The sequence below is a fragment of the Actinomadura geliboluensis genome (assembly GCF_043197915.1).
Taxonomy (GTDB): Bacteria; Actinomycetota; Actinomycetes; order Streptosporangiales; family Streptosporangiaceae; genus Spirillospora; species Spirillospora geliboluensis.
Map to the genome: position 1 here is coordinate 14015 of NZ_JBICUA010000015.1, position 13362 is coordinate 27376.

The window sequence follows — 13362 nt, forward strand, 5'->3', positions numbered from 1 at the left end:
CCGTGCCCGGTAGGGCGTTGTCAGGCGTGGAGTCTGGTGTCGGTGGGCTGGTCGGCGTCCGAGTTCTTCTTCGTGTTCGTCGGACGGGGCCAGGTGCGGCCGCTGAGGCGTTCTATGTCGGTGTTGAAGCGGCGCAGGTAGGCGGCGAAGGTGGCGATGTCCTCGTCCGACCAGTCGGCCATGACGCGGTCGAGGCCGTTGATGATGATCGTGCGCTCCTCGTCGAGGAGGCGGGCGCCCTCGGCGGTGATGCGGAACTTGCGGGCGATGCCGCCCTCGGGGTCGGGGATGCGCTCCAGGAGGTCGGCGCGCATCGCCGCGGCGGTCTGCCGGTTGAGGGTCGAGGCGTCGAGCCCGAACGCCTCGCTGAGTTCGCCGATGGACATCGGCCCCTGGAGGCGGATCCGGCTGAGCAGCACGTAGGCGCTGCGTTCCAGTCTCCCGGCCCGGTGGCGCATGACCTCGTGCCGGCTGAGCAGCATCTGCTCGTACTCGACCTCGTGCGTGGGCCTGACCATGGCCGTTGCCCTCCTCCTGCCGGGACCGCCCGCCCCTTCGGGGGCGTCCCCGGCCTCCATCCTCGCAGAGAGCCCCCCGGACTCGCGGGGAGGTGTGCATCACACACATCGTGTGCTTGATACATAGTACGTGTATCGTGCACGTTTGGTGCCGGCCGACGGCCGGACGGATACGGACGACACGCAAGGAGCCGCGTCATGGACGCCCCTCAGCCCGCTGCCCGATCGGGCGGTGTGGTCGCCACGCTGGCGCTCGCCGGCATCACCGCCGCGATCATGCAGACGCTGGTCACGCCGCTGATCGCCGACCTGCCGAAGATCCTGCACACCTCGCCGTCCAACAGCGCGTGGGTCATCACGGTCACCCTGCTGGTGGGGGCCGTGTGCGTGCCGGTCTTCGGCCGCCTGGGAGACCTCGTGGGCAAGCGCCCCATGCTCCTGGTCTGCGCGGTGCCGCTGATCGCGGGCTCGGTGGTGTGCGCGCTGTCGTCGTCGGTCGTCCCCATGATCATCGGACGCGGGCTGCAGGGCATGGGGATGGGCATGGTGCCGCTCGGCATCGCCCTGCTGCGGGACGTGGTGCCGCAGGAGAAGCTCAGCTCGTCCATCGCGATCGTCAGCGCGTCCATGGGCATCGGCGGCGGCCTCGGCCTGCCGATCGCCGCGGCGATCGCCGAGTACGCGAGCTGGCGCGTGCTGTTCTGGGGGTCGACCGGCCTCGCCGTGCTCATCGCGGTGCTGATCTGGCGGCTGATCCCTGACGTCCCGGCCGGGGCCAAGGGCGAGCGGTTCGACGCGCCCGGCGCGGTCGGGCTCGGCATCGGGCTGGTCTGCCTGCTGCTGGCGGTGTCGAAGGGCGCCGACTGGGGATGGGCGTCCGCCACCACCCTCGGCCTGTTCGTCGCGGCCGTCGTGGTGCTGCTGGGCTGGGGCGTCTGGGAGATCCGCACCACGCAGCCGATCGTCGACCTGCGCACCACGGCCCGTCCCCGGGTGCTGCTGACCAACCTCGCCTCGATCTTCGTCGGGGTCGGCATGTACGCGTCGATGCTGATCGTCCCGCAGCTGCTGCAGTACCCCGAGGCGACCGGCTACGGCCTCGGCCAGTCGATGCTCGCCGCCGGCCTGTGGATGGCGCCCGCCGGCATCGTGATGATGCTCGTCTCGCCGATCGGCGGGAAGATCACCAACGTCCGCGGCCCGAAGTTCACGCTCGTCATCGGCATCCTGGTGGTGGCCGCCGGCTACGGCGCCTCGCTCGGGCTCATGGGTGCGGCCTGGGGCCTGATGGTCGGCCTGATGATCATCAACTGCGGGGTCGGGCTGGCCTACGGCGCGATGCCCGCGCTGATCATGAGCTCGGTGCCGCTCAGCGAGACCGCCGCCGCCAACGGCTTCAACACGCTCATGCGCTCGCTCGGCACCTCTGTCGGCGCCGCCGTGGTCGGCGTGGTGCTGGCCGAGATGACCATCAACCTCGGCGGGCACGAGCTCGCGTCCGAGAACGGGTTCCGCGTCGGCCTGCTGATCGGCGCCGGCGTCGCGCTGCTGGCCGCGCTCATCGCCGCCACCATCCCGTCCGGACGCCGCGCGGTCGCCGGCGCCCACCACGCCCCGTCCGCGCCCGCCGCCGTGGTGTCCAAGCAGGTCACCAGCGACACCTGAGCGCCGTCCGCCGCGCCCGTGTTCAGGACGACCAGGGGCCGCGCCGCCCGTGCCGGAGCGTCATGTCGGCGCCGCGCGGCGGCGGGTAGGGGTGGCTGCCGCGGAAGTCGCTGGTCTGCATCGCCCGGCTGATGTCGCTGGGGCTGACCAGGCCCACCACCTGGTTGCCGCCGCCGAGCACGACGGCGCGGCCGTCGGTGCAGCCCGCCATGCGGGGCAGCAGGTCGGTCAGCGGGTCGTCCGGGTGCGCGGTCGGGACCTGGTCGGGCGGGCAGGCGATGTCGGCGAGGCGGAGCGTGCTCCGCTCCTCGGGCGGGGTCGCGCGGACGCGGTTCAGCGTCACCAGGCCCGCCAGCCGCCCGTCCTCCACCAGCGGGTACGTCGAGAAGCGGTGGGTCAGGACGATCTCGTCGATCAGGGCCTGCACCGGCTGCTCGGCGTTCGCCACGACGGGGTCGCGGGTCATGACCTCGCCGACGCGGATGCCGTGCAGGGCCGCGTTGACCCGCGCCTGCTGCTCCTCGGAACTGGCGGCGCCGACGACGAAGAGCCCGATGAGGGCCAGCCACAGACCACCGAAGCCGAGCCCGAGCACGAACTGCAGGAATCCGATCGCGATCAGGAGGTAGCCGAAGAACCGCCCGGCGCGGGCGGCGGTGACGGCGGCGGCGGTCCGGTCGCCGCGGCGCCACCACAGGTACGCCCGCAGCACCCGGCCGCCGTCCAGCGGCGCCGCCGGGACCAGGTTGAACACGGCGAGGATCACGTTGATCCCGGCCAGGTAGGTGAGCGTCTCCACGCCGAGGCCGGCGCCGGTCGCGGCGGCCGCCACCGCGGCCGCGGCCGCGAAGATCCCGCCCACGGCGAGGCTGGCGAGCGGGCCGACGACGGCGATCCGCAGGTCCGCGCCCGCCGAGCGCGGTTCGCCGCGCAGCTCGGCGACGCCGCCGAGCAGCCACAGCGTGATGCCGGAGACCTCGATCCCGTTGCGGCGCGCGACGACCGCGTGCGCCAGCTCGTGGACGAGCAGCGACACCAGCAGCAGGATCGCGCTGACCAGGCCCGCCACGACGTAGGCCCACGTGGCGAGGCCCGGGTGCACCTGCGGGAACCGGCCGAACGCCAGCCCGAAGACCAGGATCACCACGATCAGCAGCACGCTGTAGTTGACGCCGACCCTGACGCCGGCGATGCGGCCGAGGCGGATCGACTCCCTCATCGGCGTCTCCCGTCGTCGGTGCGTCCTCGGCCCGCGCCCACGGGCTCTACCTGCGCACGCACGGGCTACCCGCTGCCCGCACGTCCATGCCTTGTCGCGCCCCGGGTGGGATCGCCGCTCGTTCGGGTAGCGGGCAGGGCATGGACAAGATGACGCGCGGACTGATCGCCGGTGCCGCCGGAACCACCGCCCTCAACGCGGTGACATATCTGGACATGGCGGTTCGGGGGCGTCCGGCCAGCAGCACCCCCGAACAGAGCGTGGAGAAGCTGGCGGACGCCGCCGGAGTGGACCTCGGCGACGGCGAGAAGGGGGAGAACCGGAAGGCGGGGCTCGGCCCGATGCTGGGCTTCGGCACCGGCCTCGGCGCCGGGGCCGCGTACGGCGCGATCGCGGGACGCCGCAGCGTCCCGATGCCGGTCGCGACCGCGGCCCTGACGGTGCTCGCGATGATCGGGTCGAGCGCGCCGATGACCGCCCTCGGCCTGACCGACCCCCGCGAATGGTCGCCGACCGACTGGCTGATGGACGCCGTCCCCCACCTCGCCTACGGCGCCGTAGCCGCCGGCGTCTACGCCGCCCTCCGCTAAAGGTTTTCCGGCCGGGCTGCAACCGGCTCGGGCGGGGCGGGGTTCAGAGGGTTCACGTCCGATCGGGCGTGCTCGCTCTCTGAAGGGAAACCCATGGATCTGCGGCTTGCCGGACGCGTCGCCGTCGTCACCGGAGCGTCGAAGGGCATCGGACTGGCGGTCGTGCGGACGCTGCTGGACGAGGGCGCCCGCGTGGCGGCGGTGTCGCGCAAGTCGGGGCCGGAGTTGGACGCGCTCGCCGGGCCGAACCTCCTGCACGTCCCCGCCGACTTCATGGACCCGGCCGCCCCGGCCGCGGCCGTGGAGCAGGCGGTGGAGGAGTTCGGCCGGCTCGACGTGCTGGTCAACAACGCGGGCGGCCCGCCGCCCGGAGCGACGCTGCCGCGCTTCGGCTTCCTGACCCCGTCGGACGACGACTGGCGCGACATGTTCGAGTTCAACCTGTTCGCGGTGGTCCGGGCGGTGCGCGCGGCGCTCCCGCACCTGCTGCGCAGCGACGCGGCGTCGATCGTGAACGTCTCGTCGGGGAACGGTCGCCGCCCCGGGCCGATGAACTACGACTACAACGCGGCCAAGGCGGCGCTGACCAACCTGACACTGGGGCTGTCCGAGGAGTACGCGCCGCAGGGCGTCCGGGTGAACGCGGTGTCGCCGGGTCCGGTCCTGACCCCGTGGTGGACGGACGAGGGCGGCGCCGCCGACGTCATCGCCGGGGCGACCGGCTCCGACCGCGACGCGGTGCTGAACGGCGGGGCCGCCGAGATGATGGGCCTCACGACCGGCCGCCTCGCCGACCCCCAGGAGGTCGCGGACGTGATCGTCCACCTGGCGTCGCCGCGCTCGGCCAGCACGACCGGCGCCGACTACGCGGTCGACTCCGGCTTCCTCAAGGAATTCTGAGTCATAAGCGAACCTGCTGGCTCTGATCAGATCTATCTCTTGGACTTCTGGCAGGCGGCTCCCCAGGATGGGAGATGAGCAGCGAGAACGTCTTAGAGGGGGTCGCCGTGCTCGACATGATCAAGGGGCAGGTCTTCGCGCCGGGCGACGACGGATATGACGGCGAGCGGGTCGGCTTCCAGACGGCCGGCCCGCACCGGCCCGCGCTGATCGTCGCGGCGGCGGACGCGGACGATGTGCGCGCCGCCGTCCGGTACGCGGTCGACCAGGGGCTGCCCGTGGCCGTCCAGAACACCGGCCACGGGCTGCCGCTCGGCGCCGACGGCGGTCTCCTGATCAGCACGCGGCGGATGATCGGGCTGCGCGTCGACGCCGAGGCCCGCACCGTGTGGATCGAGGCCGGCGTGCGGTGGGCACAGGTCGTCGAGGAGGCGGCGAAGCACGGGCTGGCGCCGCTGTCCGGGTCGTCGCCGGGCGTCGGCGCCGTGTCGTACACGCTCGGCGGCGGCATCGGCCTGATGTCGCGGATGTGTGGGTTCGCTGCCGACCATGTCCGGTCGATCGACGTCGTGACGGCGGACGGCCGGGCGCGGCACGTCACGCCCGGCGACGACCTGTTCTGGGCGCTGCTCGGCGGCCGGGCGAACTTCGGCGTCGTGACGGGCCTGGAGATCGGGCTGCTCCCGGTCACGCGCCTGTACGGAGGCGGGCTGTACTTCGACGCCGAGCACATACCGGACGTCCTGGAGACCTGGCGCACGTGGACGGCGACCGTGCCGGACGAGATGACGTCATCGCTCGCGCTGATGCCCGTCCCCGACATCCCGGTCTTCCCGGAACCGCTGCGTGGGCGGCATGTCGCGCACGTCCGCATCGCGCACCTGGGCGACGACGGGGAGCGGCTCATCGAGCCCCTGCGCGCCGTCGCCCCTCGTCTGATCGACACGGTGGACGACATGCCGTACACCGAGTCGGGGACGATCCACAACGAACCGCCCGTCCCGATGGCGTACCACGCGACGAATGTCGCCCTGGAAGAACTGGACGCGGGAACCGTTCGCGACCTGCTCGCCCTGGTGGGGCCGGGTGCGCCCGAGCGCGCGATCTTGGAGATCCGGCAGTTGGGCGGGGCGATGGCGCGGCAGCCGTCCGTCCCGAACGCGGTCGGCAATCGAGGCGTCGGATACCTGGTCGGCGTCCTGTCGAAGCTGGAGCCCGGCTCCGACGTCGAGCCGCTGCACACGCGAGTTGGGGACACGCTCGCGGAAAAGGCGTCCGGCACACTCCTGAACTTCCTCTTCGGACGAAACGCGACCCCGGATCAGGTACGCCGGGCCTACGCACCGGAGACGTACCGGCGATTGGCCGCGCTAAAGGCGACCTACGACCCGTCCAACATCTTCAGCCTGAACCACAACATCCCACTCGCCACCTAAGCTTGCTCTATAACCTCCGCCGAGGTTGGTCCGAAAGGGGGCCCTGATGGCGAGGTCACCCCAGATCACGCACGTGTCATGGGGCCGCATGGAGGTCGAGGGCCTTGCCGCCGGCAAGGACTTCAAGCTGTATCCAGGCGGCGGCCGCGCTTGGGACTGGTCCGAGCACGGCACTCGTCACGAGCCGGGCATCCAGCCGGCCGACGTCCAGGAGCTTCTCGAACACGGCTGCACAGTGATCGTGCTCAGCCGCGGCATGGAACTGCGCCTGCAGACGATGCCCGAGACCGTGGAGATGCTGAAAGACCACGGGATCGAGGTCCACATCGAGGAAACCACCGCAGCCGTCGAGCACTACAACAGGCTCGCCCAGAGCAAGGCCGTCGGCGGCCTCTTCCATTCCACATGCTGACCAGCCCGAGCACCCGCCAAAGTTAAAGCACGAGCTGAGCGCGTCTTTGTTGGCTCAGAGCGCGGCGCGGCACGGCACGGCACGGCGACTGGCCCGTATCGAGATCGGCCGTCCATGCCCGTCCGCTGATCTGGGCCTCGCCTTCCCCCGAAGATGAGTCGTTTGGGATGATCTCAACTCGTCCTTCGGGGATAGGCATTTTGGAAGGTGTCTCTGGATGAAGCCGTTGCAGCCGGGTGATCCGGGCAGGGTGGGCCCGTACCGGCTGGAGGGGAGGCTGGGCGGCGGCGGGATGGGGCTGGTGTTTCTGGGCCGGTCTCAGGGTGGAAGGCCCGTCGCGGTCAAGGTGGTGCGCCCGGAGTTGGCCGACGACGCCGGTTTCCGGCGCCGGTTCACTAACGAGGTGGAGGCGGCCCGGCGAGTCGGCGGCTTCTACACCGCCCAGGTGGTCGACGCCGATACCCTGGCGCATCCCCCGTGGTTGGCCACGGCGTTCATCCCCGGCCCGTCGCTCGAACAGGCCGTCCGTGACCACGGGCCCTTGCCCGACGATGCGCTCAGCGCCCTGGGAGCGGGACTCGCCGAGGGGCTGGCCGCGATTCACGACGCGGGTCTCGTGCACCGCGACCTCAAGCCCGGCAACATCATCCTCGCGGCGGACGGCCCCCGCGTCATCGACTTCGGCATCGCCCGTGCGCTGGACGACGCCCACACCTCGACCGTCGCGCTCGGGACTCCCGGGTACATGTCACCCGAACAGGCGCGCGGGTTGGAGGTCGGGCCGCCCAGCGACGTGTTCGCACTGGGAGCGGTCCTCACCTTCGCCGCGACCGAACGCGGCCCCTTCGGCACAGGGCCGGCCGGAACGATCGTCTACCGGATCGTCCATGAAGCCCCCGACCTGACCCGGCTCCCTTCTCACCTCGCGGGTCTGGTCGGCGACTGCCTGGCCAAGGACCCTGCGCTACGGCCGGGTCTCACCGAGATCCTGGACCGTTTCGCGGACACCTCCAAAGCGACCCGGGTCATGCCGAGTGGCCTGTTCGGAGAGGTGGGTGATCCGGCTGCGCATAGTTCGGCTGATGGTCGGATTGAGGTGTTCATGCGTGATGCGGACGATCACGTGTGGCATGTGTGGCAGGTCGTGCGGGATGGCGGCTGGTCCAATTGGGATGATATGAGCGGGTATCGCTTGCTTGCGAGTGACGGCCCGCTAGAGGTCGCGGGTGACCCGGCCGCGCATAATTCGGCTGATGGTCGGATCGAGGTATTTGCGCGTGGTGTGGACGGCCATCTGTGGCATGCGTGGCAGGTTGCTCGGGATGGCAATTGGTCGAATTGGGAGGATCTTGCTCAGCATCGGCCGCTGCCGAATGGGGCATTGCTGACGGTGGCTGGCGATCCGGCTGCGCATAGTTCGGCTGATGGTCGGATTGAGGTGTTCGTGCGCGGTACCGACAACCACCTGTGGCATGCGTGGCAGGTTGCTCGGGAGGGCAACTGGTCGAGTTGGGAGGATCTCAGTCGCCATCGTCCACTTCCGAATGGTGATTTGCTGACGGTGGCTGGCGATCCGGCTGCGCATAGTTCGGCTGATGGTCGGATTGAGGTGTTCGTGCGTGGCGCCGACAATCATCTATGGCACTTGTGGCAGGTCGCCCGAGACGGCTACTGGTCCGACTGGGAAGATTTCGGCCCCCACCAGCCGGCCCCGAATGGGGCGCGCGGCTGACGACTGCGGCGACCCGCTGTAGAAGATCGCCCTAGACCGTCCCAGGGCTCGTCAGGTCTTTGACGTAGCGGTGGACGGGGACGTCGACGGTGCCGGTCGCGGTGGGGGCCTGGTAGGTGATCGGGCCGGTGTCGCGCCATCCGTGGTGCTCGTACATGCGCCCGGCCCGCGCGTTGCCGGGGACGACCGCGAGCCATGCTTCGCGGTGCCGTCCCCGGAACCGGTCTTCCGCGCTCCGCAGCAGCGCTCCGCCCACGCCCTGCCCGCGCGCGGACTGGTCGACGGCCAACTGGATCACCTCGCCGTCGTCGTCCCCGAGGATGATCAGGCCGAGGATCCGGCCGTCATCCCCGGCGGCGACGAGGGTGGAGGCCAGGTACGTCTCGGCGCGGTCGGCGAAGTGGTCGGGGCCGCGCGCCTTCATCAGCGCCTCGGGGACGTGACCGTCGTGGCCGTCGTGCCAGGCCGCCCGCCACAGCGGCGCGAGCGTCGGCAGATCGGCGGGTTCGGCCGGTCGTACGATCATCATCGTCCCCTTCCCGAGACGCCCTAGGCTCCGCGGAGCAGCAGGTCGACCACGCCGGTGGTGCCCTCGTCGGGGTGGCCGTCGGCGAGGCGGCGTTCCATCAGTGCCATGAACGGGGTGAGGAGTTCGGGGCTGACCCCTTGCTCCTCGGCCGTGCGCAGCAGCGTCCTGTTGCCCTGCACCATCATGGCGAGGTTGGACGTCACGCCCAAGGTGTAGTCGCCGCTTTCCAGGTGCTCCGCCATGCCGTCCGCCCCGCCGGCCATGGCGGTGAGCCACTCGATGAGCAGAGGCGCGAACTCCTTCGGCGACGTTGCCCCGCGCGTGAGCGCGAACGCATGGGCCATCCCGGCGAACATGCTGGTCATCGCGCTCAGCAGCGCCACGTCGTGCAGTGCGGCCGAACCGGGGTCCTCCCCGACGTACTTGGCGGCGGCCGGGACGCCCAGCGCGTCGCGGTGCTCGGCGAACAACTCCGGCGACCCGCTGTAGAAGACGTAGGCGCCCGACTCGGGGACGCCGATCATCGGCGGCACGGCCATGATGCCGCCGTCCAGGTACCGGGCCCCGCGTTCGGCCGCCCATCTCGCGCGCTCGCGGGCGTCACCAGGCGTACCGGTGGTGATGTTGACCAGGTTCTTGCCCGTGAGGTCGGCGTCCGCGAGGGCTTCGCCGACCGACGCGTCGTCCAGCAGGCAGACGATCACGAGGCCGCTCGCGGCGACGGCTTCATCGGCCGTCGCCGCCGCCTTCGCGCCCTCGGCGACGAGCGGCTCGGCGCGGCTCGCCGTCCGGTTCCACACGGTCGTCTCGTATCCGGCGGCCAGCCACGCGCGAGCGATCGCGGCGCCCATCGCGCCCAGGCCGAGCACGCTGATCTGCTTAGAGTCATGTCCCATGCCGTCCAGGCTCGGCCCCGTCCGCGCAGTTGATCAAGTACGCACTTCGAAGTGCGTGGTTACCCTGACCTCAGCGACGAGGTCAGGGGACGGAACGATGCGGACGGCACAGCGGCCGGGGTCTTACATCTGCGGGATCGACGCGGCGATGGACGTGATCAGCGGCAAGTGGAAGGGGCTGATCCTCTGGGCGCTGAACGAGCGGCCCTACCGCTTCGGCGAGCTGCGCAGGGAACTGCCCGGCGTGACCGAGAAGGTGCTCGCCGCCCAGCTGCGCGAGATGGAGCAGGACGGCATCGTCCACCGCGAGGTGTTCGACGAGGTGCCGCCCCGCGTCGAGTACTCGCTGACGCCGCGCGGCGTCTCGCTCAACGAGGCCCTGGCCCCGCTGGGGGTCTGGGGACGGGAGAACGTCCTCGCCCACATCACCCATCGTTGACGTCCTCGGCCGGCACCGCGCGGAACTCCGCCCACACGGCCGTGCCGTTCAACGACGGATGCGACCCCCAACTCTTGGAGAGCGCATCGACGAGGAACAGCCCACGGCCGTCCTCCGCGTACGGGTCGGTGCGGACCTGCGGCTGCTTCTGGGCGCCGCCCTGGTCGAGGACGGTCACGCGCAGCACGTCCTCGCGGGCGCTCACCACGACGGTGACCTGCCCGCCCGTGCCGGACGCGGTGTGCTCGCACGCGTTGGCGACCAGCTCGTCCACGCAGAGGACGACGTCGGCCAGCGCCTCGCCGTCCACATGGGTCGCGACCCCGCTCACGAAGGCCCGCGCGACCCGCGCGGACCTCGGCTCACCGGGCATCGTCATCGTCCCGAGCAACCGCAAGTCTCCGGACTCCGCCTCACAAGGCGTCATTGCCTCACTCCCTCCGGTAATCGACGCCCGCAAGCATGAATGCCCAGGTGAGAGCCCACAACCGTCTTCTTGAGAGAGGGAGGACGGTCCGATGGGAGAGGCGTAAAGCGGGATTTCCCGCTTGTTGGAAATCGCGTGACAGTCTGTGTCGAGTCCGTGACAATCAGTGTCATGGCGACACGACCCCCGACCGTTCGCCGCAGGCGACTCGGCGTCCAACTGCGCAAGATCCGCGAAGACCGCGGCCTCACCCTCGACGGTGCCGCGGCCTACCTCAAGATCTCCAAGTCCGCTCTCAGCCGGATGGAGAACGCCCAGATCGTGGCACGCGTCCACGAGATCAACTACATCCTGATGATGTACGGCATCCAGGAGGACGACGACCTCAGAACCGCACTGATCGGCCTCGCCACCGGCGGCCCCTCCCGCGACTGGATCCGGCGGCACAAACAGCTAGGGATCGGAGCAAACTACGGCGAGTACGTTCTTCTCGAACAAGACAGCTCACAGCTCTTCGCGTACCACGTTGATCTCATCCACGGGCTCCTGCAGACGCCCGAGTACGCCCGTGCCGTCATGACGTCGGTACCCAGCAATGCCGGACGCGACATCGACCGTGCGGTGGCCTACAGGATGGCGCGCAAGGATGCCCTCACCAGAGCAGATCCCTTGAAGCTCAGCGTCGTGATCGGTGAGGCCGCGGTTCGTCAGCTGACGGGAGGCCGCGAGGTCATGGTCGCCCAACTCCGGCACCTGCTCGAACAGTCGGAGCATCCGAACATCGAGATCAAGATCTTGCCCTTCACCGCCCCTCGAAACCCCGGTGTTGACGGATCGTTCGCGATCCTGCACGTTGAGGCGGGAGACTTCCTCATCGTGGTCATCGACGGACTACGGCGAAGCATCTTCCTGGAAGAAGACGAGGAGGTTGCGCCCTACCGGGACATACAGGCGGAGCTGTGCCGGGTCGCGCTCACCCAGGAAGAGACGAGGGAGCGGATCGAACGGGCCATCCGTGATCTCTGAACCGATACGGCTAAGGAGACGACAAGTGATTCGCTGGCGAAAGAGCAGTCACAGCGGCGCTGAGCCGCAGACCTGCGTCGAGTGCGCGCTCCTGCCGAATGGATCGGAAGGCACCGTCGGGATCCGGGACTCCACGAACCCGGACGGGCCACGTCTGACCTTGACGCCCGACACCTGGAGTGCGCTGCTCGTCCGGCTCAAGGACGGCGGGTGACACCGTCCCGCTGGCGACGGCTTCCTTAATCGCGCACTCTGAAGTCCGGCGGCGAGCCGTTGAGGACGGCTCGCCGCTGGCGCGTGTTCTCCGGAGAGGTCGGGCCGGGTCCCTTGATCAGATGCGGGTTGAGGTGGAGGCGTACCCGCCGCCGCCGGGGTAGACCCACTCGCCGGTGAGCGTGGTGTCGTCGGCGCTGAAGGTGCCCTTGTAGTAGGCCGGGCCGCCCTTGGCACCGGCCCAGATGGTCAGCGTGTCGCCCTCCAGCTCGTAGACGTAGTCGAAGGTGTTGCCCGCCGAGTCGTAGTAGCGCGACACCACTTCCGCCCCGGTCGGCTCGCCGAACGGACGCAGGTTGCCGATGATCTCCATGCCGGTGACGGGCTCGCCGAACTGGGTGAGCTCGACGTGCTGGACCAGGAAGAACCGGCCGGGCATCCACTCGTAGCGGACGGTCCCCTCCGCGCCGCCGGTGACCTGCCAGGTACCGACCAGGCGGTCCAGGGCCTTCAGTTCGGGGCTGGGCTGCTGGGTCTCGATCATGTCGTCCTCCTCTGTGGGTTGCTCGCCGGTACCTCGGAGCCCCCAGCCGGGCTTTGACGCGACATCGATGTGGCATGGATCACATTGGATCGGCGTCAAAAAGGCCGATCCGGGTCCGAGGTAGCGGGCGAGAACCCAACGACATGGGAGGACGTCATGACCGCCGCCACCGCCGTTCCCGTCCGCCGGACCGCCCAGACGTCCGGACGCCTGCTGCTGGCCGGAGCGCTCGCCGGGCCGCTCTTCTTCGCCTCGGCGATCACGCAGATGCTCACGCGCGAGGGCTTCGACATCACCCGGCACCCCATCAGCCAGCTGTCCACCGGCGACCTGGGGTGGATCCAGATCCTCACCTTCGTCCTCGCGGGGACGGGCGCGCTGGCGCTGGCCGCCGGCATCAGGCACACGCTCACCGAAGGGGGCGGACGCCGGGCGCTGCCGATCCTGGTGGGCGTCTTCGGCGCCGGGCTGGTGGCGGCCGGGGTCTTCACCATGGACCCCGAGAAGGGCTTCCCGGTCGGCACTTCCGAGGGGCCGGTCGCGCAGATGTCCTGGCACGGCATCGCGCACTCGGCCGCCGCCGTCGTGGCCTTCACCGCGCTGGCCATCGCGGCCATCGTGATGACCGTCCGCTGCGCCCGCCGCCGGGCGATCGCGCCCGCCGTCCTCAACGCCATCGCCGCGCTGGTGCTGCTGGTGCCGATGTCGCCCGATCACATGAGCATCCAGATCGCCGTGAACGGCCTGGTCGCCTTCACCTGGACGACCGTCCTGGCGATGTCGCTGCGGCGCGCCGCCTGAGACGCCCGTAACGTG

At 70.1% G+C, this 13362-nt stretch carries 16 protein-coding genes; 10 read left to right on the forward strand and 6 right to left on the reverse strand.

What is annotated here, in order from left to right; genetic code table 11:
- Positions 1–20: 20 nt before the first annotated feature.
- Positions 21–518: a MarR family winged helix-turn-helix transcriptional regulator gene (locus tag ACGFI1_RS37490; RefSeq protein WP_392792383.1), complete on the reverse strand. Its 498-nt coding sequence runs from the start codon at positions 516–518 to the stop codon at positions 21–23.
- 198 nt (positions 519–716) lie between these two features.
- Here ACGFI1_RS37490 and ACGFI1_RS37495 point away from each other — a divergent pair, with 198 nt between their 5' ends.
- The gene (locus tag ACGFI1_RS37495; RefSeq protein WP_392792386.1) at positions 717–2183 is read left to right on the forward strand and encodes an MFS transporter; all 1467 of its coding nucleotides are present in this window, start codon (positions 717–719) and stop codon (positions 2181–2183) included.
- A 22-nt stretch (positions 2184–2205) separates the two neighbouring features.
- Here ACGFI1_RS37495 and ACGFI1_RS37500 read toward each other — a convergent pair whose 3' ends face one another.
- The gene (locus tag ACGFI1_RS37500; RefSeq protein ID WP_392735535.1) at positions 2206–3402 is read right to left on the reverse strand and encodes a site-2 protease family protein; all 1197 of its coding nucleotides are present in this window, start codon (positions 3400–3402) and stop codon (positions 2206–2208) included.
- Positions 3403–3542: 140 nt separating this feature from the next.
- Here ACGFI1_RS37500 and ACGFI1_RS37505 point away from each other — a divergent pair, with 140 nt between their 5' ends.
- The 5 genes from ACGFI1_RS37505 to ACGFI1_RS37525 all read left to right on the forward strand — a co-directional run bounded on the left by ACGFI1_RS37505 (position 3543) and on the right by ACGFI1_RS37525 (position 8472).
- Complete coding sequence (locus tag ACGFI1_RS37505) at positions 3543–3992, forward strand: hypothetical protein (protein WP_386874801.1); 450 nt, start codon at positions 3543–3545, stop codon at positions 3990–3992.
- Positions 3993–4085: 93 nt separating this feature from the next.
- Positions 4086–4892, forward strand: coding sequence for an SDR family NAD(P)-dependent oxidoreductase (locus tag ACGFI1_RS37510; protein ID WP_392792389.1), 807 nt, complete (start codon positions 4086–4088; stop codon positions 4890–4892).
- A gap of 74 nt (positions 4893–4966) precedes the next feature.
- Entirely contained in the window at positions 4967–6328 is a 1362-nt protein-coding gene (locus tag ACGFI1_RS37515; RefSeq protein WP_392792392.1) for an FAD-binding oxidoreductase, read from the forward strand.
- Positions 6329–6374: 46 nt separating this feature from the next.
- Positions 6375–6740: an Mth938-like domain-containing protein gene (locus ACGFI1_RS37520; RefSeq protein WP_392792394.1), complete on the forward strand. Its 366-nt coding sequence runs from the start codon at positions 6375–6377 to the stop codon at positions 6738–6740.
- A gap of 217 nt (positions 6741–6957) precedes the next feature.
- Entirely contained in the window at positions 6958–8472 is a 1515-nt protein-coding gene (locus tag ACGFI1_RS37525; protein ID WP_392792397.1) for a protein kinase domain-containing protein, read from the forward strand.
- Between the two features lie 31 nt (positions 8473–8503).
- Here the strand turns inward: ACGFI1_RS37525 and ACGFI1_RS37530 are convergent, their stop codons facing one another.
- Both ACGFI1_RS37530 and ACGFI1_RS37535 read right to left on the reverse strand, forming a co-directional pair.
- Entirely contained in the window at positions 8504–9001 is a 498-nt protein-coding gene (locus ACGFI1_RS37530; protein ID WP_392792399.1) for a GNAT family N-acetyltransferase, read from the reverse strand.
- 20 nt (positions 9002–9021) lie between these two features.
- Entirely contained in the window at positions 9022–9897 is an 876-nt protein-coding gene (locus ACGFI1_RS37535) for an NAD(P)-dependent oxidoreductase (protein WP_392792401.1), read from the reverse strand.
- 97 nt (positions 9898–9994) lie between these two features.
- On the opposite strand from ACGFI1_RS37535, the gene ACGFI1_RS37540 reads away from it, so the two are divergent.
- Complete coding sequence (locus tag ACGFI1_RS37540; RefSeq protein WP_392792403.1) at positions 9995–10336, forward strand: winged helix-turn-helix transcriptional regulator; 342 nt, start codon at positions 9995–9997, stop codon at positions 10334–10336.
- Here ACGFI1_RS37540 and ACGFI1_RS37545 read toward each other — a convergent pair.
- Positions 10323–10763, reverse strand: a complete 441-nt coding sequence (locus ACGFI1_RS37545) for an ATP-binding protein (protein ID WP_392792406.1) — start codon at positions 10761–10763, stop codon at positions 10323–10325. The genes ACGFI1_RS37540 and ACGFI1_RS37545 overlap by 14 nt on opposite strands.
- Before the next feature lie 171 nt (positions 10764–10934).
- Here ACGFI1_RS37545 and ACGFI1_RS37550 point away from each other — a divergent pair, with 171 nt between their 5' ends.
- Together ACGFI1_RS37550 and ACGFI1_RS37555 are read left to right on the forward strand one after the other, a co-directional pair.
- On the forward strand, positions 10935–11789 hold the full coding sequence (locus ACGFI1_RS37550) for a Scr1 family TA system antitoxin-like transcriptional regulator (RefSeq protein WP_392792408.1): 855 nt from the start codon (positions 10935–10937) through the stop codon (positions 11787–11789).
- 25 nt (positions 11790–11814) lie between these two features.
- Positions 11815–12003: a DUF397 domain-containing protein gene (locus ACGFI1_RS37555; protein WP_392792410.1), complete on the forward strand. Its 189-nt coding sequence runs from the start codon at positions 11815–11817 to the stop codon at positions 12001–12003.
- A gap of 117 nt (positions 12004–12120) precedes the next feature.
- Here the strand turns inward: ACGFI1_RS37555 and ACGFI1_RS37560 are convergent, their stop codons facing one another.
- Positions 12121–12546 carry a hypothetical protein gene (locus ACGFI1_RS37560; RefSeq protein ID WP_392792412.1) on the reverse strand — a complete coding sequence of 142 codons (426 nt, stop codon included), beginning with the start codon at positions 12544–12546 and terminating at the stop codon, positions 12121–12123.
- Between the two features lie 156 nt (positions 12547–12702).
- Between ACGFI1_RS37560 and ACGFI1_RS37565 the strand changes: the two genes are divergently transcribed.
- Positions 12703–13347, forward strand: coding sequence for a DUF998 domain-containing protein (locus ACGFI1_RS37565; RefSeq protein WP_392792414.1), 645 nt, complete (start codon positions 12703–12705; stop codon positions 13345–13347).
- Positions 13348–13362 lie beyond the last annotated feature (15 nt).